The sequence below is a fragment of the Paraburkholderia sp. D1E genome (assembly GCF_052682275.1).
This window is the reverse complement of sequence record NZ_JBQYMB010000001.1, coordinates 3717954-3744478: the sequence shown is the minus strand read 5'-3', so window position 1 is coordinate 3744478 and position 26525 is coordinate 3717954. Positions and strand designations below refer to the sequence as shown.

Annotated in this window: 20 protein-coding genes; 1 reads left to right on the top strand and 19 read right to left on the bottom strand. The window is 54.5% G+C overall.

Annotated features, from left to right (window positions below; all coding sequences use genetic code 11):
* From ACUN0E_RS16855 to ACUN0E_RS16835, 5 genes are all read right to left on the bottom strand, one after another.
* Positions 1–1245, bottom strand: a complete 1245-nt coding sequence (locus ACUN0E_RS16855; RefSeq protein WP_256456680.1) for a Crp/Fnr family transcriptional regulator — start codon at positions 1243–1245, stop codon at positions 1–3.
* A 527-nt stretch (positions 1246–1772) separates the two neighbouring features.
* On the bottom strand, positions 1773–3563 hold the full coding sequence (locus ACUN0E_RS16850) for an acyl-CoA dehydrogenase (RefSeq protein ID WP_445567314.1): 1791 nt from the start codon (positions 3561–3563) through the stop codon (positions 1773–1775).
* A 569-nt stretch (positions 3564–4132) separates the two neighbouring features.
* A complete protein-coding gene (locus ACUN0E_RS16845) occupies positions 4133–5761 on the bottom strand; it encodes an acyl-CoA synthetase (protein WP_445567313.1) in 1629 nt (542 codons plus the stop codon).
* 288 nt (positions 5762–6049) lie between these two features.
* A complete protein-coding gene (locus ACUN0E_RS16840; protein WP_445567312.1) occupies positions 6050–7087 on the bottom strand; it encodes an amidohydrolase family protein in 1038 nt (345 codons plus the stop codon).
* On the bottom strand, positions 7084–7527 hold the full coding sequence (locus ACUN0E_RS16835; RefSeq protein ID WP_445567311.1) for a hypothetical protein: 444 nt from the start codon (positions 7525–7527) through the stop codon (positions 7084–7086). Before ACUN0E_RS16835 ends, ACUN0E_RS16840 begins: the two co-directional genes overlap by 4 nt.
* A 1220-nt stretch (positions 7528–8747) precedes the next feature.
* Between ACUN0E_RS16835 and ACUN0E_RS16830 the strand changes: the two genes are divergently transcribed.
* On the top strand, positions 8748–9668 hold the full coding sequence (locus ACUN0E_RS16830; protein ID WP_093647315.1) for a LysR substrate-binding domain-containing protein: 921 nt from the start codon (positions 8748–8750) through the stop codon (positions 9666–9668).
* Here ACUN0E_RS16830 and ACUN0E_RS16825 read toward each other — a convergent pair.
* The 14 genes from ACUN0E_RS16825 to ACUN0E_RS16760 all read right to left on the bottom strand — a co-directional run bounded on the left by ACUN0E_RS16825 (position 9665) and on the right by ACUN0E_RS16760 (position 26488).
* Positions 9665–10558, bottom strand: a complete 894-nt coding sequence (locus ACUN0E_RS16825) for an NAD(P)-dependent oxidoreductase (protein ID WP_445570454.1) — start codon at positions 10556–10558, stop codon at positions 9665–9667. The genes ACUN0E_RS16830 and ACUN0E_RS16825 overlap by 4 nt on opposite strands.
* Before the next feature lie 30 nt (positions 10559–10588).
* On the bottom strand, positions 10589–12064 hold the full coding sequence (locus ACUN0E_RS16820; RefSeq protein WP_093647311.1) for an aldehyde dehydrogenase: 1476 nt from the start codon (positions 12062–12064) through the stop codon (positions 10589–10591).
* A 554-nt stretch (positions 12065–12618) separates the two neighbouring features.
* Positions 12619–13557: a LysR family transcriptional regulator gene (locus ACUN0E_RS16815; protein WP_093647309.1), complete on the bottom strand. Its 939-nt coding sequence runs from the start codon at positions 13555–13557 to the stop codon at positions 12619–12621.
* 161 nt (positions 13558–13718) lie between these two features.
* A complete protein-coding gene (locus ACUN0E_RS16810; RefSeq protein ID WP_445567310.1) occupies positions 13719–14033 on the bottom strand; it encodes a DUF4387 domain-containing protein in 315 nt (104 codons plus the stop codon).
* Positions 14026–15435 (bottom strand): acyclic terpene utilization AtuA family protein, encoded by a 1410-nt coding sequence (locus tag ACUN0E_RS16805; RefSeq protein WP_445567309.1) that lies wholly within the window; start codon positions 15433–15435, stop codon positions 14026–14028. Before ACUN0E_RS16805 ends, ACUN0E_RS16810 begins: the two co-directional genes overlap by 8 nt.
* Before the next feature lie 183 nt (positions 15436–15618).
* Positions 15619–16374 carry an SDR family NAD(P)-dependent oxidoreductase gene (locus ACUN0E_RS16800; RefSeq protein ID WP_445567308.1) on the bottom strand — a complete coding sequence of 252 codons (756 nt, stop codon included), beginning with the start codon at positions 16372–16374 and terminating at the stop codon, positions 15619–15621.
* A gap of 278 nt (positions 16375–16652) precedes the next feature.
* Positions 16653–17561 carry an NAD(P)-dependent oxidoreductase gene (locus tag ACUN0E_RS16795; protein WP_445567307.1) on the bottom strand — a complete coding sequence of 303 codons (909 nt, stop codon included), beginning with the start codon at positions 17559–17561 and terminating at the stop codon, positions 16653–16655.
* 984 nt (positions 17562–18545) lie between these two features.
* Positions 18546–19664, bottom strand: coding sequence for a TauD/TfdA family dioxygenase (locus tag ACUN0E_RS16790; protein ID WP_445567306.1), 1119 nt, complete (start codon positions 19662–19664; stop codon positions 18546–18548).
* Between the two features lie 718 nt (positions 19665–20382).
* Positions 20383–21135 carry an IclR family transcriptional regulator gene (locus ACUN0E_RS16785; protein WP_445567305.1) on the bottom strand — a complete coding sequence of 251 codons (753 nt, stop codon included), beginning with the start codon at positions 21133–21135 and terminating at the stop codon, positions 20383–20385.
* A gap of 248 nt (positions 21136–21383) precedes the next feature.
* Positions 21384–22538 (bottom strand): porin, encoded by a 1155-nt coding sequence (locus ACUN0E_RS16780; RefSeq protein WP_445567304.1) that lies wholly within the window; start codon positions 22536–22538, stop codon positions 21384–21386.
* Positions 22539–23079: 541 nt separating this feature from the next.
* Positions 23080–23793, bottom strand: coding sequence for an ABC transporter ATP-binding protein (locus ACUN0E_RS16775; RefSeq protein ID WP_445567303.1), 714 nt, complete (start codon positions 23791–23793; stop codon positions 23080–23082).
* Positions 23780–24568 carry an ABC transporter ATP-binding protein gene (locus ACUN0E_RS16770; RefSeq protein ID WP_445567302.1) on the bottom strand — a complete coding sequence of 263 codons (789 nt, stop codon included), beginning with the start codon at positions 24566–24568 and terminating at the stop codon, positions 23780–23782. The genes ACUN0E_RS16775 and ACUN0E_RS16770 overlap by 14 nt, the downstream gene beginning before the upstream one ends.
* Positions 24565–25608: a branched-chain amino acid ABC transporter permease gene (locus ACUN0E_RS16765; RefSeq protein WP_445567301.1), complete on the bottom strand. Its 1044-nt coding sequence runs from the start codon at positions 25606–25608 to the stop codon at positions 24565–24567. Before ACUN0E_RS16765 ends, ACUN0E_RS16770 begins: the two co-directional genes overlap by 4 nt.
* A gap of 10 nt (positions 25609–25618) precedes the next feature.
* On the bottom strand, positions 25619–26488 hold the full coding sequence (locus ACUN0E_RS16760) for a branched-chain amino acid ABC transporter permease (RefSeq protein ID WP_445567300.1): 870 nt from the start codon (positions 26486–26488) through the stop codon (positions 25619–25621).
* Positions 26489–26525: the final 37 nt, after the last annotated feature.

Genomic DNA, 26525 nt, shown 5'->3' with positions numbered 1-26525 from the left:
TCAGGCATCCACATTGGAAAGCGGCGCTGCAGCGGCAGCCGGAGATTTGATCGCGCGCACGGTCTCGATGAAGCGCTCCTCGATCTCGGCAATCTCGAGCGGATCGATCTTGATTTCACGGCGCATGACCCACGACACCTCCTTCTTGCGCGCCTCGGTCATCACCGAGAACAGGCGATCGCAAATCGGCTCGCCTGTGACAGCAGAAAGCAGTTTCGCGAGATCATAGGTGTCGAAAGCGCTGATGGCTTCGAATAGGGTTCGCTGGTCGACAAACTCCAGATCGGCCAGCGACTTCAGCTCGCTTGCGCCACGGGGCGTACGCCGGGAAAAATACGTGACGCCCTTTTCCTCGACGTAGTTCAGTACCTTGGTCTTGCGGAACGCGAAGATGTCTTCGGCGATTTCCGCATGCGCGAGCTTGTTGAGAATCAGGTTCTTCTCGACACCGATCAGGGCTTCCAGGTCGGCCAGTTCGATCAGTTCCAGTTCGCTGTTGATCGACACGTCGAGATCGTGGTCCGCCACCTGCTGGGCCCGTTCCGTGATCCGCACGGGATCGAAAGTCACGAGCTGCCGACCGGCTGCGCCGTCCTGCGCCGAATAGCGCGCCGACAGGGTGCTCACGCGATCGGAGCGGCCTGGTTCGAGCGTAACGAGGTTGAGTTTTTCCATGCGCTTGAGCATCGCCATCACATGCGGACGGGAATGACCGGCAATTGCATGACACTTCTTGATGACTTCGGGCAACGGCACCGAGCACTCCTCCCCCTGGCCGCGGCGCGCGCGCCCATCCACCCGGTCCGCGCTCTCAATACCCGCCATCAGCGACAGAACATGCGCGTAGGAAAGAACCCCTGGCAGAAAATCAGCGTGCGTGTTGGTAGCGAGGACATCGTCCTTCTTTCTCACACGTCGAATCATGGTGCGCACGATATGGCGCAGCAGCGGCGATACGCGTTCGAGCTCCTCTTCCACCACGCTTGCCGCGATGACGGTCAATTGACAGAAGCTGATGGCTTTCGCGGTGTGCGCTCGTGGCTCGGCTGGCAACAACGAGGCTTCGCCAAAAAACTCGCCCTTGCCGAGCGTGGCGAGAATGACCTTCTTTTCGTCGCATTGGGTGGAGATTTCGACTTTGCCGTCTGCGATTACGTAGATGACGGCGTCGCCCGCGAAGCCTTCGGAATAGATGACTTCGCCCGGAGCCGCTGCGCGCGACCATGGCGATCGTTGTTGATTCAAAATTCAATCCCCCGTAGAGCTATTGCCTCGCTCATCCCGCGTCTTCATGAGGCGCGGGTATGTGCGATGGTCCTGACTTATTTGACTGGATAACGACATGCAAAACGCAAATCTTTAGCACACGAGAATCATCAGACATGCGATGCAAAGCAGGCGTTCTGGCGCAAACGTTTGGCATGCGAAAGGAGGCTCGATTATAATCATTGGCATCGATCTGAAAAAAAACATCCTTCAGGTTCATGAGACTGAAAAGCACGACAAAACGGCGCTGAACAAATGGCTCAAGCGTGAACGGAATGCCGAAGACGAGGTGTCGGCGCTGAATGTGTCAAGCTATAGCACGCTTGGCACTTCGCCGTGTTTTTTCGTTCAATGCTACCTTCACTTGAATCGCACGCGCCCGGCTGGCGTCATCAGCAACAAGAAACTACCGGTGGATGATAGACGATTCAATCTGACAGTTACCGGTCAGTGGTATCCCCAGCGTGAGAGTGCCAGGGATCGACTCCGTTGTCCGAGAGGATAAGTTAGAATGCAGCTGCGTCGAGTGCAAGAATTCCTTCTGATCCGCTAGCAGAGATGATCGTTCCTTCGAGCGCCGAAGCGTATGGAAGCAGGTGCTCAGCATAAAACTGCGCAGTCGCAATTTTTGTATTGTAGAACGAAGGGTCATCGTTCAATTTTTTCTTGGATGCGATGAGGGCGCGGGCCATTTGCCAGCCACCAAGCACGATGCCGGCAAGTTTCAGGTATGGAACGCTACCGACGAATACAGCATTCGGATCCGTTTTCATTGTCGCCAAAATGAAGTCAACAGCTGACGCGAGCGAAGCGTGCCCGAGCGCAAGTTGACGACGCATTGAAAGGAAGGCTGCGTCGCTATGCTCCTCTAGCAATTTCAAAGTGTCGTTAATTTCGTTAAGCAGTCGCTTTGCGATCGCTCCGCCATCGCGAACCGTTTTGCGACCTACGAGGTCGTTGGCTTGGATCGCGGTGGTTCCTTCGTAAATCGGGAGGATACGCGCGTCACGATAGTACTGGGCGGCGCCAGTCTCTTCTATGAAACCCATACCTCCGTGTACCTGTACTCCGAGACTGGTTACTTCCAGAGAGAGTTCAGTACTCCAGCCCTTGACGATCGGAACCATATATTCAAAGATCGCCTTGTGTTCGGCGCGGACGTTGTCATCTGAATCGCGATGAGCTATATCGCAATGGGACGCGGCCACGTAAGCTAGAGCACGGGAGGCCTCGGTCAACGCGCGCATCGTTGCGAGCATCCGGCGAACGTCGGGGTGGTCAATGATGGGCACCGCCTGCTTTGTCGAGCCGTCGACTGGGCCGCTCTGGATACGGTCGCGAGCATAAGAAACTGCATGTTGATATGCCCGGTCGGATATGGCGACACCTTGAATCCCAACCGCGAAACGCGCCGCGTTCATCATGATGAACATGTATTCGAGGCCACGATTCTGCTCACCTACCAGGTGACCGATAGCACCCCCGTGGTCACCAAACTGAAGCACGGCTGTTGGGCTCGCTTTGATGCCTAGTTTATGTTCAATGGATGTGCAGTGCACGTCGTTGCGGTCGCCTAGCGAGCCGTCCTCCTTGACACAAAATTTGGGAACGAGGAAAAGGGAAATTCCTCTGACTCCTTCAGGCGAATCGGGTGTACGTGCCAGGACGAGGTGCACGATGTTGTCCGCCATATCGTGCTCGCCCCATGTGATAAAAATCTTCGTCCCGAAGATTCTGAACGAGCCGTCGGATTGCTGAATTGCACGGGTCCGTATCGCGGCGAGGTCCGATCCCGCCTGAGGCTCCGTCAGATTCATAGTCCCGGTCCAATCTCCTGATATGAGTTTTGGGACAAAGGTATTTTTCTGCGATTCGCTGCCTGCGATCAGGAGAGCTTCAATCGCGGCATCGGTCAACATGGGGCAAAGTGCGAATGAGATATTTGCTGCATGCAACATTTCGATGCATGGCGTGGCGATCAGCTTTGGGAGACCTTGTCCACCGTATGCGTCTGGATGCTGAATTCCTTGCCAACCGCTTTTAGAAAATTGTCTGAAAGCGTCGCCGAAACCGGGCGTGGCCGCCACATTTCCATCCTTCCATGCACTTGGATTTTGATCTCCGTCAACATTTAACGGGGCGACGACTTCGCCGCAGAACCGTCCAGATTCTTCAAGGATTGCTTGAATTGTGTCGACATTGGCATCGTCAAAGCCCGGCAATGTCGCAATCTTATCGATACCAGCAAGCTCGGTGAGGACGAACATCATGTCCTTGAGAGGCGCTCTGTAATCCATAGCAAACTCCGAAATAAACAAATATAGATACCGGACTTTCGGCCGGCGATATGTATGACAATAACGTTCGTATGGGGTCGGCGAGATTAAAACGGTCGATACAGGGCGAGAGGAAACATAGAATGAGACATCTCGACATGTGCCGATGAGACGAGATTTGAATGATGCGTTTCAAAATTCGTAGCCACGTTTGGTCAAACATTAGCGCTTATCAAATAGGAGAAGTCGACGTGGCAAAATTCTCAACGCGGTTGGACGGTTCAAGTGACGGAGCTAGACCTGCTGATTTCCGGAATAGTTGACGAAACGTCTAGAGCACGTGATTAACTGGCGTCGCGATGCTACCGATGTCGCCGCATCAGACACGACTCACAGCCTCGTCCTGCGTCTTAATGAGCTCGTTCACCAATTTTCTGGGCTTCTGCATAGTCCGGCCCGTACGAACAGGACTGCGCAGAAGCTCATCCGTCAAACAATCGTTCGCGGCACCGAAATGACAGGTTTGCGATGTCGTACACCCAGAACGACAGGTAACGAGGTACCCTAAATGATTCGGCGGACCGGACAACTTACTCAATAGCCGAAATCGATCCAACTCGGTCGCGAAGAAGAAATTTCTGAACTTTTCCCGTGGACGTCTTGGGCAATTCTCCAAACACGATCTTCTTTGGTAATTTGAATCGGGCAAGTCGAGAACGACAAAACTCCAGAAATTCTCCTTCGGTGCATTCGAGTCCTGATTTCAGTTCGATAAACGCGCAAGGGACTTCACCCCATCTGGTGTCCGGCATGGCGACTACTGCGGCAAGAAGAACACAGGGGTGCTGGTGAAGCACGTCTTCGACTTCGAGCGAGCTGATGTTCTCGCCGCCTGAGATAATTACGTCTTTGCTTCGATCCCTGATTTTGATGTAGCCGTCAGGATGAACGACGGCAAGATCACCTGTGTGGAACCAGCCGCCAGCGAACGCCTCCGAAGTCGCTGCAGCGTTCTTCAGATAGCCCTTCATCACCACGTTTCCTCTGAAGAAGATTTCTCCCAGAGATTCGCCGTCTGGGGGGACGGGCTCGAACGTAACAGGATCAAGAACGGCCACGGCTTCCTGCAACGGATATGACACGCCTTGGCGGCCGTTGAGTCTCGCACGCTCGAAAAGCGGCAAAAGTTCCCATTCAGGCTGCTTGGCGCACACGGCTGCTGGCCCATATACTTCAGTAAGACCGTACACATGTGTGAGTTTGATGCCAACCGATTCGCAACTCTCGATGACTGCTGCTGGTGGCGCTGCGCCTGCTATGAGTCCTTGAATAGTGTGTTCGATGCCTGAACGCATGGATGCTGGGGCTGCACCCAACATACTATAGACGATCGGTGCCCCGCACATGTGGGTGACATGGTGCTCTCTAATGAGAGAGTAGACTGTCTGAGGATCCACGCGCCGTGTGCATACGCTCGTGCCGGCCACGAGAGCCATGGTCCAGGGAAAGCACCAGCCATTGCAGTGGAACATCGGCAATGTCCAGAGATAAATCGGGTGCTGGGGCATTTGCCAGCTGATAACATTACTACATGCGTTCAAATATGCGCCGCGGTGATGCGTTACCACTCCTTTCGGATTTCCGGTCGTACCGGAGGTGTAGTTCAGCGCGATGGCGTCCCACTCGTCCACGGGCAGGTCCCACGGATGTAGTGAATTTCCCTGTTTCAAAAAGTCTTCGTAAGTGATGACCTCTGTCGGTGCGACATCTTGTAACTGACCGTCGGGAACAGAAATGACTAGAGGCGGCCGTTCGAGAGATTTCACTGCCGCTTCGACCACGTCAGCGTATTCCGGATCGTAAAGAATGACTTTGGCATCGCCGTGGTCGAGCATGAAAGCGATCGACGCGGAATCAAGCCGTGTGTTTAACGTGTTAAGGACTGCACCTGTGGCTGGCACGCCGAAGTGAGCCTCAAACATAGCGGGGATGTTCGGCAGCATCACGGCAACCGTATCGCCTTTACCAATTCCGTTCCTCGTTAATGCACTGGCGAGCCGACGCGATCTCTCAAAAGTCTCTTTCCACGTCTGACGATGCGTGCCATAGATGATAGCGAGACGATCAGGGAAGATTGCGGCAGTTCTGTGGATAAAACTGAGGGGACTCAACGGAACATAGTTGGCACTATTTCGTTCAAGTTCGTCGTAGTGATTCATGATCTGTATTTGTTGAATTAATGATTCGGTACATGTACGAGGAAAAAGAACGCATGAAATGACATTCGTCTATCGGTATTTTTTTTGCTGCCTTCTATTTTTACTTTGTCCGATGCCGTCTCCTTTCATCGGGTCATCAAGCAATCCCGGAGATTGCGTCTTTCGACTGATCATTTGCACCGATTCGACGAAGTTCACAACCACGGTCTAATGAGTGGTGTGCGGCGAGCTCCCGCGAGAAGAAACTCCTCTTCTAATAATTTAGTCCACCGTCTGTCTATTGGCATGTCATTGACCAATCCGATAGGCCCGCCTAGCCGTATCGTGAAAGAGACTTCTCTTGTCTTCAGCATTTGTCCCCGAAGCAAGTCGTTTAAAAGCATTCCAAACCACACCATAGCTACCGGAGCTCCGATCTAACGGAAAATTGCTTTCAAACATGCATCGGTCGGGGCCGAATGTTTCGATGACCGGTTCGACCAGCGGTCGCCAGGCGTCCGCCAGTTCTTTCGAGGTCGGTGGGGCAGGGCGCGAGACAAAGTCGTAGCCGAATACTGTCGCGCCAAGGGCGCCGATTTTCGCTGTTATATTCGGCAGTTGCGCGACACGTTTGAGGGCGGGAATCCACTCCTTGATCGTCACGTCTTGATTACCTTGATAGCCGGCGACACCTATGGGTCCGCCCAAATGATTCAGTACAATCGGTATAGATGGAAATTCGGCGGCCAGTTCGGCTACGTCATCGAGTTGAGTGTGATAGACCCACGCGTCGAAGCTGAGTCCGTGACGTCCAAGACAGGCATAGCCCTCCTTGAACATCGGATCGGTGTAGAGATGGAAGGGGGGGCGCGGCAGAATGCCGAATCGAAACGTCGCGTGACGAGTCCCATTTACTCGGACTCCGCGAAATCTCCCATCGCCGACGGCAACTTGCGTTGCAAGTACGTCGTCAACAGTATCACCGAGTCGTAGATCTGCGAATCCAACGATCGCGGCCGCCAGATTCGTCTTTGACTGTTTGGAATTGGCTTGACGAGTCACGTCAACTACAGATTCGACTTCACCGACGGGACGCATTCGTTCGAGGCCGCCATCGCGATAGTTCCATCCACATTGGACGTATACCGTCGCGACAACGTTGTGGCCCTGACTGTCCTCGATAAGATCGGCGGGCATATAGCCGCCCCAATGCTCCGAAAAGTGATGATGTGCATCGATAATAGGGAGATCGGGCTCGATAGGATCTTCACGGCTGACGCTCAGCCAGTCTGGATCTGGGCGGGTCTGGACGATTTGCAACAGGTTTTGATCATCTTCAACACTCATTTCTGAAACTCCTCGGTAAGCTGCTCATATAGACAAAATTTCCTGCACAGCGCGCCATATCCAACCGTCGGAAGCGTAGCATCGCTCATCGGGAATTGACTTCCAGCTTCTTGAGAAGAGGAGGAAATCCGCATACTCAATTTCTTCGCTTTGCGTGTCATAGGAATACATGTAGTTACGTCTTCATCAATTTCGAGAAGGCACGTTTGGTTTAGTAAAAGTCTCGACGTGAGATTCATAGCGCCAATCACAAAACCATGCAGGGTCGTGGATATGCGATCTAGAACGTATGTACCCCATTGCAAGTCTGTACTGCCGTGCGTGTCGCGTTCGGAAACAATCATGGGTAGCGATATTCGAACGATTCGAGCTACGTAGTCCACTGGCCCGAACTTCACAAAGATGTCGCTAGACAGGACATGGACGTCCTGTTTTCCCATGTTGTCTCTGATCGAGCAGATTACGAAAACGTCTCAGTGTGCATAGAGCGCCGCTTAGATCACACATCTATGCGCCGTATCTCCTTTTGTCGGGCATCGTACAGCTATGTCAAATGTGCCTCGTAATTCATGGTTCCGATAAGTAGCTTGAGCGCGATCGATGCTGACGTTAGCGGCGCCGCCGCCGAAAGGACACAGTTGACCCGCCGATCTGCTGCGCCTACAACGAGGACACGGCCGTCAGGATATTTGGTGTCCCGGACGTCAATTTGATGCAGATTCATTCCCTCCAAAGTCGTTGCGAAGATGATTGCATCTCGCATCTCGTGCTTCTGGCGAAACGAATCCGTTTCAACTCGCAATTCATCTCCATTTTCGTCAAACTTTGTTGAGCACAGACGAGGCACACAGCGCAGCATGTATAGACGCTGGACGGACTTGAGGCAGATATCTCATCAAGTAATCTCGTCTGAGCACCACAGAACAGAGTATTGAGAAGAAGCCGAAACCGCACAATGTCGCAATGAGAATAGACTGATAGAGAAATTTTATGAGTCCGGTTCGCAGGTTGTGGGGTGATGACTTGTACATGTTTGTGGCACGATGGGCTGCGATACGGGGCATCGCAACGCGGGTATTTTCGAGTATGTGTGCTATGCAGACGGTGTCGAGGCGTGTCGCTTGATTTTTAGTGGTGGCGCGCTGTAGGACGCTCTTCCATAACAGCCTTGACGTGAGGAGATCGTAGACGGCGTGTGTGACCTTTCTCACGTTTTGTCGGAAGTCGGCCTGTTGTCAGCAAATCGTTATACGATATGACTCAAACGCAACCGATGTGCTGGTCGGAGCGGTCAGACCGGATGGGCGCAATGGGATTGCTGACGCGTGTTTCGAGATGACTATTTGCTTCCGGAGCAGCGGAACGCAAATCGCATTCTTGCTGTGCCACCACCCGCGACGGGTGGGCTATTGATCTGTGTCGATGTAGCTGCCTTCGCTCGTATCAACGGCGGCGATTGTGCAGTCGACTGGGAGATATGGTTGCCACCTCGGCTGACGCCGGGCGCTAATTGGCATCGGATTTCTTCGCGAGCCTGCCTCCGCCTGATCCCGTACACTCTGGCACTACGCACCACCGCGACCAGATAGCAGAGGTCGCGAGGCTCATCCACTGGTCTCGGAATTTCGAGGCCAACGATTACGATCGTCGAAACACGTTCATGGACCTCAAGCAACTGCGGTACTTCGTCACCGTCGCTGAAGAACTGAGCTTCAGCAAGGCGGCGACTCGACTTCACATGTCACAGCCGCCACTGTCCCAACAGATCAAAGCTCTGGAGGAGGAGATGGGTGTCGAACTGTTCTTGCGGAACTCGCGTGAAGTTCGTCTCACCCATGCCGGAACCGTATTCCTTCGGGAAAGCCGTATACTTCTGGAGCAGTTTCTGACCGCCGTCAACTCGGCCGTTCATGCGAGCGAATCAAATGCGGGCACGCTCCGAGTCGGCGTCGCAACTTCGGCCCTGTTCAGCGTCATGCCAACATTTCTCGAAATAATGAGGACGTCTTTTCCCGATATTGACGTGCTGGTGAACGACATACAATCTGACGAGCAAGCCCGCGCTGTGCTTCAGGGTGCGTTGGACATCGGAATCGTTCACGCATTGCCGGAGCGTATTCGCGTCAATCGCGCACGTGTTTTCACCGATCATCTGACCCTTGTGCTTCCGGAATCTCACGAATGTGTGGGAAAGGACGACCTCACGTTAAGCGACCTCGCAGATGAACCGATGGTGACGCTTGCGCGAAGCCACGGTCCGTCGATCTACGACGCCGCTATCTCGGCGTGTACGCGTGCCGGATTTAGTCCACTTATCAAGCATTCCGCCCGAAGTGCATTCACCATATTCCAGATGGTATCCATGGGCTTCGGTTTCGGACTTGTTCCCGCATCGTACAAGTCGGCGTGCTATCCCGGCGTGGTGCTTCGGGAGCTACCGGATGACGGTCAGAATCTGTTGCGTCTGGAGCTAATCTGGAGCGACCGGCTCGGGGCCGATCTCGCTCGTAAGGTCGTTGCAGAACTTGCGCCAAAACTCGCCGGAGCTTTGGCGCGATCGCAATCCGGCAAGACCGTTTAAAGCTCGCCTAACGTCGACGCCACACGCCCGTCGACCACCCTGATCACCACCGGGTGATAGTTGAGGCCGTAACCGGCCTCCTGAGCCGTACAAAGCACGTCGTGAGTGTATCGAGCGATGCGTGGATGGAAGTCCACCTGTTCGGCCAGTTGCAGTGCCGTTGACGCATCCTTGATTGCGTAGTCCACAGGGAAAGCCTTTTCCGGGAAGCTGTCCGGAACAAGACACTTCATGCCATGGTTGCGAAGGATGAAACTGTCCGCTGAACTGCGGGCGAGAGCGTCGAAGAGTTGTTTTCCGTCCATTCCCGCACGACGTCCGATTGTCAAAATTTCGGAAAGAGCATTGATGGTCATCAAAGCCATCATGTTGTTCAGGACCTTCACAATCTGCCCACAACCAACATCGCCGCAATGCAAAACGTCGCTTCCCATGTGCGCAAGGAATGGCTGTACGGTCTCAAATAGCTCGTGGCTACCTCCGACCGATATGAACAATGTACCTTGTACGGCCGCTTCCTTCGTGCGCGCAACGGGAGCATCCACGAATTGAATGTTTGCTGCAGCTAGACGTTCCGCGAGCAATCGGGTGCGCGCAACGTCGCTGGTGCTCATATCCACGACCAGGATCGGACGGCCTAGGTCTAGAAGGGAAGCACAGACAGCCTCGACTTGCACGATCGAAGGGAGCGACAGGAAAATCACGTCTGCTTCAGCGCCGACGGCTTCCACCGAATCTACGGCAATGGCCCCTGCGTCGACCGCACGTATGAGACGTTCCGAATCGAGGTCGTGCACATAGACTGGAACACCGGATTTGCGTATCAGATTCGCGCACATGGGTTCGCCCATGACGCCTAGCCCCACGAATCCGAGTCTCAATTTCCTGATAGAAGGAGAAGTCACTTCAGCTATCTCCTGTCAGAGCTTGGCGGAAAACGGATCGCGTTCCGCGCTTGAGAAGTCGATCATGACGTTCTTGGTCGTCATGAATTCCCGCAATCCGGCCTCTCCGCGTTCGCGGCCAATGCCGGACTCCTTGAAACCGCCAAACGGGGCTTGCGCAGCGACGGCGCGGTAGGTATTTACCCATACACTACCCGCCTGTACTTCGCGACTCACTCGCATAACTCGTGAGATATTCTGGGACCAAATCCCGGCTGCCAGGCCATATCGCGAATTGTTTGCAATCGCGATAGCCTCTTCCTCGGTATCGAAAGGAATTGCGGCCAGGACCGGACCAAAAATTTCCTCTTGCGCGAGATGACTTTCATTGCTCACGTTCGAGAACACCGTTGGTTCAATGAAGAACCCGTTATCGAGACCCGCGCCGTTAGCACGGCTCCCGCCGGTGACCAGGCGCGCACCCGCAGCCTTAGCCGATTCAATCGCGCCAAGAATTCTCTGCATCTGCGGTTCGTTAGCTGCTGGGCCCATATCCGTGCTGGAATCGAGCGGATTTCCCATGCGGATGTTGGCTGCGCGCTCTGCCACGCGCCGCACCACTTCGTCATAAACGCCGCGTTGTACCAGAAGACGTGAGCCAGCAATACAGGTCTGGCCCGTAGCACCGAAAATTCCGGCAAGCGCTCCGACAACGGCTTTATTAACATCGGCATCGTCAAAAATGATGTTGGGCGACTTTCCGCCCAGCTCGAGCGTGACCGGAACCAGACGTCGACCCGCAGCCGCCGCAATCTCACGACCCACTCCAGGACTTCCCGTGAAGCTGACCTTCGCCACTCCTTCGGCATTGACCAAAGCACGCCCTGCTTCGGCTCCGCCGGTGATGACATTAAACACCCCCGGCGGGAAGCCCGCTTCCTCGACGAGGGCAGCGAATTCGAGCGTGGACACTGATGCATGCTCGGATGGCTTCACAACGACGCAGTTACCAGCAGCAAGTGCCGGAGCGAGCTTGTTGGCCAACAGTGATAGCGGTGAATTCCATGCCGTAATCAGGGCAACAACACCATACGGCTCATAAATCAAGTAGTCGAGGGTGTCGCGTTGGTCAAGCGGAATATGTTGACCATAGAGCTTGTCAGCGTAGCCGGCGGCAAAGCGAAGCTGACGTCCCACCCATTTCATTTGCGGGAAAGTCTCTCGCACTATCTTCCCGTTGTCGCTACTTTCGGTAACGGACATACGCTCAGCAGATGCCTCGATCAATGATGCGAGCTTCAGCATCATCCCGGCTCGAGCAATCCCGGAGGTTTGACGCCATGTCTCGCGATAGGCACTTTGCGCTGCGGAAACGGCGGCAGCGACGTCTTGCGCGTCGGCTTCGGGGACGGAGGCCCAGCCTTCACCCGTATAGGGATTCACGCTGATCAGCCTGCGGCCGCTGTGGCCATCGACATATTGGCCGTTAATGTAAAGCTTGTGCTCGATCATGCTGTCTCCTGCGGGTTATCTCAAGCGCGTGTAATGGAGCCGCCCTGTGTATCCGGGCGGCGATGCCTAAAAACCGAATTTAGTGTCAGTGTGCGGCTTTCGTCCAATATGTATTTCGTCTTTCAGCTATTCGAGTGTCGACTGCGCAATCCTCAGTCGTGGGAGAACGTATGCCGGCGGCCATTTTTATGCGATTCTGGAACGCAAAGGAGAACAAAATAAGTTGCGGTGAAATTAGACGAAAGATCGATGTTCAGAGACCGAAGGAGTGGCTAGGACGCGATGGCGCATCGGTATTGTCACAGTCGGCATCAGAGTGGTTCCGATATTTACGCATACATCAACGCAAGCTTGAGTATTGAGAGACTACGTGTTTCCCGGGAAAATTGAGTACGCAGGAATGCGCGCACGGTCTACACACAATGGATGAAGAGGAAAATCTGGCGGGAGCGAGCGTCCATCACATGGAATGGCCGAGCGGGTCCCACTGGCGTGGACTGCCGCGCGCCGCGTATGCGTGTGTCTGCGCATCGGCAGGCGTACTCTCCACGGAGTCAGTCTGTGGTTTGGTCCAGCCGTTCTATGAGAGGTCCAAATTCGCGGTGCAAGTGCTCCCGAAAACTCTGAACTGCCGGTGTTTGTGCAACCTTGGGTGCCGTGAGTGTTCCGTATCGTCGCACGTGATGAAAATTCTCCATCGTGACTATCACTCGGCCAGCTCGAAGGTTCGTTTTCGCCACTGAGCGCGGGAGAAACGTAATGCAACTGCCAGCATCAAGCAGTCCGAGCAGGGTAGGCATGGTACCCGTCGTGCCTGCTTCAAACTCGGTACCGAGACGGTGAAACTCAGCAGCTAGGTGCTCCCTCAGGCTCGAATAGCGGTTCAGGAGATTTATACGGAATGGCAGGATGGTGGAAAGGGGAATCTGCGACATTCCAGACAACGGGTGCTTCGCGGGCACCATCAACACCAAAGCTTCTTCAGCGAGACAGCGGAACAGAAGATGATCATGATCGCTGTCGACGCCCGCTACCGCTACGTCTGCTCCCCCGTCATTTATCATACGAAGAAGTTGATCGTAGGGCACGTCACGCAACTCCACCTCAACGTCGGGATATCGCTCCTGATACGATTGCAGAACCCACGGCATGAAAGTCGCGCCGATCATTGGCGTGACAGCAACGACGACCCGGTTGCGAGCGGCTTCCGACCGGTCGCGAAATTGCTTGAGAACCTCATATAGTCCGGCGAGTGTTTCCTCCGCAGCCACCTTCAGCAATTTGCCGTCTTCAGTGAGTTCCAGACTGCGGGTTGTGCGTCGCAACAATTTCACGCGTAATACTTCCTCCAAGCGTTTAATGCGGCTGGAAGCTGACGGTTGGGAGATGCAAAGGCGATCGGCAGCCTTGCTGAATGAGCCTTCCTCGACGACTACAAGAAATGTTTCCAGTTCGGGAAGGTGGAATCTGACCTGCGGTTGCGGCGGTTTCATGTGTGCGTGCGGGGATCCGAAGTGGTGTCGAGAACCAAGGGAATACCCCGCGCGTGAGTTCCGCACAACGCGGAGCTTCCCCCAGACATTGTTTGCGGAGTGTTACATCAAGAAGCCGTTGATGCAAACGTTGCCTTTTCTTCGTATCACCCGGACGCATCTCACTGGGCTTCAAGTTCTACGTCGAGCAGCCGCACGTATTGCTGCCCACCGTGCATGTCTCGCTCGACGGCCCCGCCCTGTGGGCACAAACGTGGATATGAAATTTTAACGACTCGCAGCGTAGGCAGGGAAAAATACTTGATCAGGTTGGGGTCAACGCCGTACAGAGCGGCGATGGCGTTGGGCTGCAAGGCCGGCGCCAGATGGTAGCGCTGGAAACTGGCATCGTCCGGGAAGCGCAAATCGATGGTAATCCAAAACGGTCCCGCGTTCTTCGAGCGTACCTGGTTACAGACTTCAATAATCTTAGGCATGCGCCACCTCTGTATTTACAAACTGAAGGCGTACGAGTTCCATAGGGTGATCGACATGCACAATGTGATTGAGTTTGAACTCATAGACTTGGCCGCGCTCAAGCTCCGCCGGTGAGAACGGGAAAGCATAGCTCGGCAACTCAAGGCTAGCCTCGACCTGCAGATGGAAAAACCATGGATTGCAGGTTTTTGCGATTTGCGTCGCGATGGCCTGAGTCTCTGCGGTCGCAACAAACATCAAGCCGATCTCGCGTGGTGGTTGAGCTGAAGCGCTTACAGGCAAACCGCTCACGGCATTCCAGCCATAGGGACGAAGCGAGATGTCGAAATTCCCGCTACGTGCGCCCATCGTTTCCCCAACACGTGCCGTGAGAATTTCGTGCATGTGGGCAACGAAACGGTCGATGTTTGCGAGTACTTTCGGATCCTCGATTCCAACCAGCATGATCGTCTGATAACTGCCGCCGCGCGCACCTTCGAGCTTCATTGTGTACGGACGCGGTTCGAAACGTGAACCTGTTACATGCACCACGCGGTCGTCGATCGCCACATACTCAGCGTCTGTTACGTCGAGTACGCCGCCCGGCTCGTACAGGACAAACGGATCGCTATTCTCGTAGAGCATGTGCGCGAACACGGTTTCCTCAGTACAACGGCTGTGTGCGGCAAGAGGTTCGACCGTGAAATGCTCGGCGCCCACGCGTATCATCACACCCCCTTCGCGCGGGTGAGTTGTGCAAAGCGCACCGCATTCAGCGATTTTCGCCGAGTGCCATGCAGGTCCCGCGCCGGCGCCTCGCATTAGTGGAACAGCGGCTAGGACAGCCGTGTCAGTCGTGCGCCCACCGAGAACGATGTCGGCCCCGGCCTGTAGGGCCTCTATGTAGGGCTCGACGCCCATCAGGGCAACGATATGGTCGCACGAGCGGAAATCTTCCGGGTTCGTGTCTTGTAACGGTGCGAGGGGAGTAATTCGGCCAGCCTGGGCGCGCTCGGCCATGCTTTCGGGAGACTGCTCGGAGTAAAGCAGCGCGATCCGCGGAGTCAAGCCGTGCTCGTGTGCGATATCTAGTGCTATGTCACGCATCCATTCGAGTGCCTCGTCATTGCCGGAGGTCCCACAGGAGCCGATGACGAGCGGAATGCCCGCCTTGGCTTGAGCCCGCATCAGAACCGACAGGTCATGCCGTACAGCATCGCGTGAGTATTTTGCTCTCCCGGTGGCTAGATAGGCAGGCCCGCTGTCGGTTGACCCAGCATCGACGGCGATAGCGTGAGCATCGGGAAGCGCCGCGAAAATGTCGTTCTCCCGAACGCCGATGCCGAGGGCGCCACAGGGGACAAGCACATTGCAGGTAGAGGCAGACGCCGCAGTAGATGACGAGAAGTTTGAAGAGGGCATAGTCTCAGGGCACTAAATGTTTCGCCTCTCGCGAGGCAGTGGTAATGCTGACTGCGTTCGGGCTGGTCAGCAACACGATCCAGCGGAAGTGCACGCCGTTTGTTCTGGAGGCTTCTTCGCGCGCTCTCCGCGGTTGTATGTTTTGCCAACCAGCTGGTACGATGAACTACCGTTGACTTCCGATCAGGCCGCTCCGAAATAAGTCATACCGCCATCTACCGGGATGACGGTTCCAGTAATATATCGGGAGATGGGAGAGGCAAGGAACACGACCAGCGGGGCGAGATCAGAAGGTTCGCCAAAGTAGCCGATCGGCACATTCGCATCGACGAACTCAGAACGTTCCTTCGGTGGATACATTCTCGCAATCTGCTCGCTCTCGATGCGGCCGGGCGGCACGTTATTAACCGTGATACCTTCACGGGCAACGTCGCGAGATAACCCTTTCGCCCACAAGTGGACGGCTGCCTTTGCAGCGATTGCCCCGTTGATCCCACGCGGCTCCATGATGCCGGTGATGTTGATAATTCGACCCCATCGAGCGCGGCGCATTGCCGGTAGGACTTCGCCTGTCATGCGGCGCACCTGTGTGAAATTGAGTGAAAAAGACTCTTCCCACGCCTCTTCGCTGGCATCAATGGGCAACGGTCTTGACCCGCCAGCGCAATTGACGAGAATTTCGATGTCGCCGATCGCGGCTGCAGCTTCTTTCGCAATCCGCTTGACTTCATCCGCTTCAGTGATGTCGCCGGCAACCGTCACGGGGCGATGATGGCCAACACGTTCGATCGAATCGGCAAACTTATCGAGTGCGTCGGAGCGTCGAGCGGTCGCCACGACGCGAGCTCCCTCCCGGACCAGCGACTCTACGATACTCGCGCCGATGCCGGCACTAGCTCCGGTGACGAGGCAGCGTCGACCTTCCAGTTTCAGATTCATGTTTATTCTTTAAGAATGGACTCTGCTCGCTGAGGCGTCTGTCATTCACGACCAGGAGTCGAGAGAACACGTGTCTCGATCGCGAGTGGGTGAAACTCGTCTAGTCACAACCTCGCGCTCAAGTCCGAGTTCATGAGAAATATCTACGCGTTGAATCGATCACGTTCTTCAGCGACTAGCCAGGCAACCGTCAGGCAGCCAGGTCACGTCGAGACACTGCTTGGCGAAGACGCGCGAGACTTACGCGTGAATACTGTCGGAGCTTGTTGAACAGGACCTTATTTGGATCTTTTCCGATTGCCCAACTTCTGATAAAAATCGAGCATGGCCACAATGTCGCGTCCGAGATTACCTGTCGCCATACCCAGCGAGATCATTTCCCGGACGGTCGAGGCAGCCGGTGTGGGTTGCTGGATCTGACGGCCGAGCTCGATGCCCAAGGCAACGTCTTTCTCGCCGAGCTCCATCCGGAAGGGTGCTTTGTCGTAGAAGTCGCCAGCGATGGCGCTCGGGAAGCGCTTGATGAACTGATGCGACCGCCCGCCGCTTTGCGACAGGATTTCGAAGAGTTTCTCCGGATCCACGCCCGCAGCAGTTCCAAGAGCAAATGCTTCTGATGCGATTACGAGATTGCCCATCGTCATCATGTTGTTGACAATCTTAACGGCCTTGCCCGTTCCGATATCTCCCGTCCAGTGACGTGAACCGGCCAGGCAATCAAGAATCGAGTCGACCGCACCGATGTCTTCTTGGCGCCCACCGGTGATGAGCACTAGCTCGCCTTTGAGTGCATTGGCCGGGTCTCCGCTCACCGGTGCATCGATCATCCGGATGCCGCGTTGGTCTGCAGCTGCGGCGATTTCGCGCATCGTATTAGGGTCAATTGTACTGAGCTCAATGCCAATCGCCCCCTTGCTGGCGTGTTCCAGAATCCCGCCGTCGCCCAGCCACGCCTCGCGCGTGATAGGCGGATTCGGCAGACTGCTCAGGATAACCTCGCGGTCCTTGAGAGCATTAGCAAGTTCCGAAGCAACAGCGATCCCATCCTGAGCGGCGAGGGTGCGACTCGCTTCGCTCACATCGTAGCCGATTACGTCAAAGCCAGCTCGTTTTAGACAAATGGCCATCCCGCGGCCCATCTGACCGATTCCTACAACAGCAACACGTTGCTGAATTTCATGTCCCACGTTCGTCTCCTCTGAATGAGCGCAATAACAGTCGCAGAATCGAGTATTTCTCAAGAGTAGTGTTGTCTACAACCTCGCTGATGTAATAAACCTATAGGCATGTTGAATAAGACGAGATGCGATATCTGACGATTTGCCTTCGGGGGCAGCGTTGGGACACGATTCATGGGGCGTTGGCTGGATGCCGATCTGTCGAAATCTCGGAAATTTGTCGGCACTTCAGGTCAAAATTGTCGAAGCATCTCCCGGCATCTTTTCGCGTCAAATCGGGCGACGTCTTCCATTGGACACCGATCGATATCGGAGCCGATGACTAGTGTGGTGAGTTAAAAGTTCGCCGAATCATAGACGATACGCATCGCCGGTCTTTCCCGACTCGGTGGGAATATGCGCCAAGCGCCGTCTTGGTGACGAAAAAAGAACAGTGCAACAGGACCCGCCATCGTTAATGTCTCGACGCATACGTAACATATGTGTTTGGATCGCCTGTTTCTGAACTCAGTGACCCGAACGCCGATCGCCGGATCCGGGGCGAGCCAATGCTCGACCATCTCGCGCAACGAGTTTCTCGCACTATCCACGACTTCTTCTCCATTTCACTTGATGCCACGATCCTGTTCGCGCACGTTTGACACATTTTGTCCCTCGCAGGCCGGGTTCATTCCATCAATTGCAATGTTCAACTGCGAACTTCTAACTCAGGACGCTAACCGCGCGGTGCAAGACGACAGTGCGCTTTTGAACGGGAACTTAGCTTGTCGTCCGAGGAACGAGGAGGAGCGATTTCTATCACAGCGCGAAAATTGGCGACGACAGCTAGCTCGTTTTGCTGATAAGCAATGAGCGTGGGGGCATTGACGCGCGTCAAGTTGAGACATTGCGACTGGCCGAGGAGCGGGAAGAGGTCGTTAGCGCCCGGCAGATGCCAAGCAGCCCGGCGCAACATGAGCCTTCCCGATGCCGAACGTGATTTTTTCGGCTGATTCAGTCCTGGGCTGCGACGGTCTCGAAGCTGTAAGTGCCGGCACGCGACGGGAATCCACCACGCACCGTCCCACCACGTTGATCCAGGTAGATTGCCGACATCAACGGGCTCAATTCACGGCTGTTAGGTACAGAGAGCCACATGCGCAACAGATGTCGTTTGCGATCATCTTCCTCGTAATCCTCAAACTTCGTGCGAGCGTGATATGCGACGTGATTGTTGAGTAGTTGAATGTCACCCGGTTCAAACATCATTCCGAAATGGAAGCGCGGGTCATTCGCAAGCTGATTGATGAGCGACATTGCCTCCAGTTGCTTATCCGTGAGCGGCGGAAGTTCTGGGAAGTGCTGATGGGCAGCCATGATGTGCGGCTGGATGTAGCGGCACGCGAATTTATTTTTATGTTCCGTGTAGAGGGGCTGCAGATAGTAGGGCTTGTCTGTGATTTTTTCCTGCCCCTTCCAACTCCAATAGAAGGGCTGATAAAGGACATCCAGAAGATCTGGCCGAGTTTCGGCGATTTCGTTCCGGATGGCGACGGAGCTGCAGATCATGCTTTTTCCGCCGGACTTCGCCTTGCGCATCACCATCAGGGCGACGACGTCACAGGTGTCGCTGTGGAAGGGCAATTCCTGCTTTGACATATAGCCACGGCCGGTAGCGGCATTGACGTCCGCGCCAAAGTTACGCACGTCGCCGAGGTAGTCTCCGCGACTGCTCTGAGACACAGCGGTACCCAGCCACTTGCCCATGCCCCAATAGAGGAGCCGAAGCTCGTCGCGCGAATAGTTCTCCGCCTCGAGGCCGCGGAGAGTAACGATGCCGCGTCCGTTTTCTAGCCGCTCATGAATCTCGGGAACAAGTCTGCCGAACTCAGGCAACGCAAAGTTCTCCTTGGTGAGTTGATCGATGCGCAGGCCGTCGGCGTTGGCTGACTGGAGCGCGTTATCAAACTCGCGAAGCTGGCTGTCCCCTAGCTGGATCAACCATTCGGCTTCGTCGACCATGTCTTTGGCTTCCCAGGCGAAGGGTCCGTTGTAGGCTGTATTCATCATTTTTCCCGATTTTGAGCTGCGTTGAACATTGCGTTTCCACGGGAAGAAGTCTGGTCGAACCATGCCACTCAGACAATCTCAAATAATCAATGCACATATTGCTAGGTTCAATAAGTGGCGTGTGTGCAAGCACGACACCAAACAATAGGTCCCGATCCGGTTGATCTGCCACAGTCGTATGCGAGAGGTGGTCGGAGGAGGACAAGCTGTTATGGAAGCTCCGTGATCATTGCGATTGATCGCACGATTTGCGCAAAGAAAAGTCTAGAACTCCTATGATTTGACCGCCTGAGCGAGGGTTGACGCTCTTATTAAATGCTCCGGAGGAAGGTTCTCCAGTGCAGTATTCGTAATGGTTTCATCGTATCTCTCAAGCAAGATTCAGTTTGGGATCAGAATCCGATACTCGTTTTTTGCTCAGGTTGCCAGATACTGCCTGCTATGTGTCAAGCATTTCATTTCGATTGCTTGCGCAGTCAGCCTGATTGTGATTTACGCTAAGTCCGGTAAGGATCTGGAGACGCGCAGAATTCGGGCGTTTGTTTTGGGTGGCGACGCACCAAACGCAACAGTTTCAGCTACAGATAAGTTGGTGGGATCAGGAGAACGCACGTCCGCGAAGCCGTAATGATGGGACGCGGCGCTGGCGAGTCAAACGGATTGGGAAGATACAGGTTTTCGAACCGTGATGAACATGTTGGTCGGAGTCGTGCGTGTCGCTGACCGCAGCGGCCGATATTTCAATTAGTCAGAGAGATTCACATTTAGAAATTGCGGAATTCTATGAGGGTGATTTCAAGGTTGGCCAACGGCCACCCAGGCTTCGAGTAAGCGCCTCAGCTGACGCAAGTAGTATCGGACGCATTCGCACAATGGCTTCATTGGAATATCGTTCTCGAGCTCCGGAAAGTGAGAGTGCCCCGAGAAATTGGCCAGCCGGGCCAAACACGGGGCTGGCGATCGCGGCGCAAGACGGATCGCGTTCGCCGAACGTTGTCAAACTTAGAGGGCTGTTTTGCGGTGGAGCACTTCCCGAGTGAGGATAAAATATTTCAATGATTTTGCCGGGGGCTCCAAGATGCAGTGGCAACAAGTCGCCCGCTCTTATGTTGTCAAGCGTCGGATGCCGCGAGTCGATTCGGAATAGACATAGTCGCTGCTCATCATCGTAGGGCACGTGGAAAGACGCGCTTTCGGTTCCCTGCGCAATCATCTGATTGAGAGTTTCGACAACGCGATCTTTCAGACTATGGCCGACCTCATATGCCCGTCCGAGTAGAAAGGCAAATGGACCAATTTCATATTTTAAATCAAATCTTTGAACAACGATCGCAGACTTCTCAAGTGAAGCGAGAAGTCGAAGAACTGTACTTTTGTACAACCCGGTGGTTCGCGCAAGTTCTGATAGCGAGATCGGTGTCGTTGCATTTGCAACAGCCGAAACAATCGCAAACGCTCGATCGACGGCAGCAACGCCGGGTTCGGTGTTTTCAGATCTAGAAATAGACGGATTAGGAGTGCATGATTCGGGCATACGGTACGGCCGGAAATTATCAAAATTTCACTATGTCTGAAACGGCGGGCGGGTCGACTGCGCGCCAACAGGTGTGTACAGCCTGATTCGCGAGGCCTACCCGATGAAACATCCGGGCACGTCGACTGCGTGCGGCAAATCAGCGTCCATATTATACTCGTTTATCAGTTCTGCCCCCGCAACCAGCCGTGAGAACGTGCCGACCATTTCGCCAGTCAATGCCGGCGAAATGGTTTCGTTCGTCAGATTTAGAACTTATGCCGCAGACCGAGGCGGACCAACACCTGATTTTTTGACGTCGAGGCGTCGGGTGCCGATGAACCGCCTGCGCCAAACGAGTCAGGAGCGATGGATGCAACCGTAGCATCCCCAGCCGCACGTTGATAGACTCCAAGCATATAGACGTCAGTGCGCCTGCTCAGGAGGTAGTCAGCCATTAGCTGAAACTGGTGATATTTGGGGCTGGCATCGGTTGAACGCAGCTTGCCGTCCGTGAAAGTGTAAATGCCGGCGAGAGAGAAAGCTGGCGTTACGTAATAGCTTCCATTGACTTCAAAGTTGTTGAAGGTAAGGCGATCAGTCGCCGAGTCGAATTCCGAATGGCTATAGACGACGCCGACCTTGCCACCGTTGAAAGAATATGTCCCGCCTGCTGCGGCGACATTTGAGCGCGTAACCGCTGTGGCAAGCCCGTTGGCTTGGAGAGCAGAAGTCCGAGTAACGTTGATATAGTCACCTGATACTGCGCCCAACGTGTTGCTGTTAGGTGAATTCAGGTGCATGTATCCGGCGCCAAAATAGAACGAACCAGTGGTGTAAGAAGCTCCTAAGCTCCACAGACGGTTGACGGAAAATCCGGAATCTGCTGCACCTGTACTTGCGCTGTTACTGAATCCGTACAATCCGCCGAACTTCAGTCCGTGAAAGTCGGGACTGGCATATTTGACTGTATTGTTTATCCGGAAATCGTTATCGAGATTGTCGTTGTCAAATGGATTTGCGATAGCTGTGTAAGGGATACCGCTTGTCGGCTGAACATAGTCGACAATGGAATCATATTGCCGTCCGAATGTGAGGCTACCGAGAGTGTTCTTGCTCAGGCCTACCCATGCCTGGCGCCCAAAAAGACGTCCGCCTTGTCCTAATGTGCCGTTGGACAGCGAAAAACCGTTCTCCAGCTGGAAAATTGCCTTCAGGCCGTCGCCTAGGTCCTCCACGCCCTTCAGACCCCAGCGATTTCCCTGAACGACACCGCTTGTCATCAGAAAATTCGATTTCCCTTTGTCGTTGTTGACGTAGTTCACCCCCGCATCAACAAGGCCATACAGCGTCACGCTACTTTGTGCGTGGGCTGCGTTCGCACATGCACCTAGCACCACGACAGATAAAATACGCTTTTTCATTGCAACATCTCCAGGTTATGTAGTTAAACATTGCGGCAAATCTTCTTCTTCGTATTACATAGTTGTACTAACGTAAATGACGAGACTTCTATTCGATGAAATGAATTCAATCAACGTTGTTGATCAAACGAATTGCTTTTCGTCGTCAAACATGTCGTTTGGGCGGCAAAAACGTAAGATCCTAAAAATTTAACCGTCTCCGGATTTGAGAAGGTCAAAACATTTAATTCATTAGTCGGTAGACTGGAACACACTCCGTGAGATGACACATGACCATGAGGATTGAGTATCTACTTAGTCTATCGATCTCGCTTATATAGATATCGACGTCGAACGACGGGTGGTTCGTTGTCATTCATGCGAAAAAAGCACGCATTTTGAGTGCCCGGAAGAGATCATCTACTTGTTGAGCCATATTGCGGTGCATGTTTTAGTAGTTTCAACGCGTACTATCCAATCTGTTATCGCTTCCCGTGCATCCGATCGTGCTTTTTATCGCGAATCAGTGGTAATGGCGTGAGAGACTAGTCTTGTGCACAACTCATAGTCCCAGGTAAGCTTTCTGTACCATCGGATCCGCGAGCAAATCAGCGCCCGTACCGGTTCGCGTGATACTCCCCTGTTCGAATACATACGCGCGGCGAGAGAGTTTGAGCGCAAGACGTGCATTCTGCTCGACCAGTAGAACTGAAAGACGCATCTCCTCATTGAGCCGCTCTATTGCGTCGGCGATCTCAGCGACGATTTTTGGTGCGATGCCTAGCGAAGGTTCGTCGAGCATCAGAAGCTTGGGTTGCGCCATCAACGCTCGACCGATCGCCACCATCTGCTGCTCGCCACCTGACAGGGAGCCGGCCTGCTGACGTCGACGTTCGGCGACTCGCGGAAAAAGCGCATAGACGAGCTCAAGAGTGGTCCTGATCTTGATACGCGAGCGAACCGTATGAGCTCCGACCAGCAGATTCTCCAGCACACTCATGAAAGGAAAGAGCCTGCGTCCTTCCGGAGAAAGTGCAATTCCGTGAACGACGCGCCGCGCTGCGCCGAGTGCCTGGATCGGCTCACCATCCCAGTAGATTTTTCCGTTCGCCGTTGGGATGATGCCCATCACTGCTTTAAGGGTCGACGATTTGCCCGCACCGTTCGAGCCGATAAGGGCGACGATTTCGCCATTTTCCACGCGAAAGGTCGCGTCACGTACGGCCTCGATCTGGCCATAGCGGACAACGAGAGATTGGGTTTCAAGCGTGGGCATGGTCCGGTGCTCCTAGATAGGCTTCAATTACGGCGTGGTCGTCTCGGATCACTGAAGGTGCGGCATCTGCGATTTTGCGCCCTTGGACAAGGACGACGATCCGGTCGCACAAATCCATCACGAGTGCCATATGGTGCTCGACGAGCAGAAGAGTCAGCTGACGTTCGGCGCGCAGCGTGCGGAGTAGCTTGCCAAACGCGATACATTCCTCCGGATTCAAACCTGCGGCGGGCTCGTCGAGCAAAAGCAGGGACGGGCGTGTCGCGATGCCGATAGCCACTCCTAGTTTTTTCTGGAGGCCATAAGGAAGCGTGCCAGCCAAGGTATCGCGATGCGCGCCAAGATCGGTTATTTCGAGGACTTCGGCGACTTCGCGTCGGAGACCGTCTAGATGCGCGTGTCTCGCGGCGCCTATCCCAGGCAGCCACATTGATCCGGGCAACGTTGAAAGCGCGCCTCTATATATGTTTTCAGCAACCGTCACTCCGGGATAGACTGAGGCCGATTGGAACGTGCGCGCGAGACCACGCTTGACAACTCCGCTTGGGGGCAAACCAGTTATATCGCTGCCATCCAGGGTAATCGTTCCGCCAGTTGGCTTGAGTGCGCCGCTGATCAGGTTGAAAGCAGTGCTCTTGCCGGCGCCATTAGGTCCGATCAGGCCGACGGTTTCGCCCTTGGCAACGAGAAACGTGAGATCCTGCACAGCCTTTAGTCCGCCAAATCGCTTGGAAAGCCTGTCTACGTGGAGAAGAACAGAAGTCTGCGAGTTCATTGAGCCGATTCTCCAGGGATTGCTGAGTGACCAGCATGTTTTCGCTGGAAATTCGCCTGCAAGCTGGCGAGACCACGAGGCATGAAACGCAGCATCAGGATCAGGGCGCAGCCGTAAAAAATGTTCTGCATCTCTACCGCGCCGCGGAAAAGCTCGGGCAGCGGCGTCATGACGAGTGCACCGATGAACGGGCCGAGAACATAACCGCGACCGCCTACAACCAGGATGATAACCATGCCGACCGATAGCATAAAATTGAATGTCTCAGGCGATACGAAGCCGATATAGTGAGCAAACATCGAACCACTCAACCCCCCGATCGCGCTAGCTACGGCAAATGCAGCATATTGCGTGCGACTCACAGACAGGCCGCTCGCTTCGGCTAGCGGTGCGTTTTCACCAACCGCATCAATACGGTGACCTATCGGAGACCGGAAGATTGCGTGCGATGCCGCAATGCATAGGAGCGCTACCGTCGCGGCGAACAGATAGAATGGGAGTTTCGAGTCCAATGTGATATGGCCGAAGGCAGCCGGGAGGATTCCGACAATTCCGTTCGCGCCACCCGTTACGTCTTCCCATTCCAGCAATGCCAGTCGCACCAATTCTCCGAAAGCAAACGTGATTAGCACAAAATAGATTCCGCGCAATCGCAGAATCACCACACCGAGAGCGAGCGCGACCAATGTAGAGGCCGCCATGGCACCCAACGCGGCGACGGGGAATGGCATACCAAGACGCAGGGAAAGCAATGCCGAAGCATAGGCGCCGATCGCTATGAAGGCGCCATGACAGAGGGAAGTCTGACCTGTTCGGCTTAGCAGCGATAGACCGGTCGCACTCACCGTATTGATCGCGATGAGGATGGCCATGTGCAAGTAGAAAGGCTGCGACGATATCAGGGGCAGCGCCGCGATGAGCACAATGACAAGAGCGACGACAAGCGGATTGCGGCGAGGGCTACATTTCCGGTCACTGCCTGAGGCGGAAGCAGCGATGTGGCCTGTGCTGGTTAGTGACGTGGGAGATTGGATTTTCATGGCAGTAAGTTCAGGCGGTTTGTTTGCCGAGCAGGCCGGTAGGACGAACGGTCAGGATCAGCATGACCAGAACGAAAATGGCAATGTCCGAAACGTTGCCGCCGAAATATGTGCTACCAAGGCTTTCGGCAACCCCAATGAGCATGCTGGCCAAGGCGGCACCGGGAATGCTGCCAAGACCGCCAAGAATCACGACGATGAAGGCCTTGAGCAGCGGTGTCTCGCCGATGAATGGCGAAACCGAAAAGAGCGGTGCCATCAATGCCCCGGCGATTGCCGCGAGTCCTACGCCGATCCCGAATCCAAGCGGATAAACGAGTTTTGCGCGAATGCCTTGAACCGTGGCCACTTCCATATCCTGCACAACGGCGCGCAAAGCGCGCCCCCACCGGGTCCAACCGAGAAAGCCATAGAGCACAATCAGTACCGCGAGTGAGAATCCGACCACGACGAGACGTGACATGGGTAAAGTAATTGGCCCCAGCTCGAGCGATCCGTCGGCTACAGAAGGCATGAATTGTGGGTCCGGACCGAAGGCAATCAACGCTAGGCTTTGCAGTACCATCGCGAGGCCTATTGTCGCGATCATGCCGTTCAGTTCGTCATGTCGGAAAGGTTTAAGAACCAGCCACTCGACAATCCAGCCGCCAATCACCGCGAGCACAAAGGTCGCTCCTGCCGCTATAGGGAAAGGTACAGACCAGTGCGAAACGAACAGCCATGCAGCGAACGCGCCCAGCATGTAGAACTCGCTGTGTGCGAAGTTCACTATCCGCATCACGCCAAACACAAGTGTGAAGCCAACGGCCATCAACAGATATAGCAGGCCAAGGATAATTCCATTGCTCAGCGCCTGCAGTAAGGTGCCGGTCAGATTCATAATGTCGGATCTCCGCAGGTGACTATTTGTCGGTGAA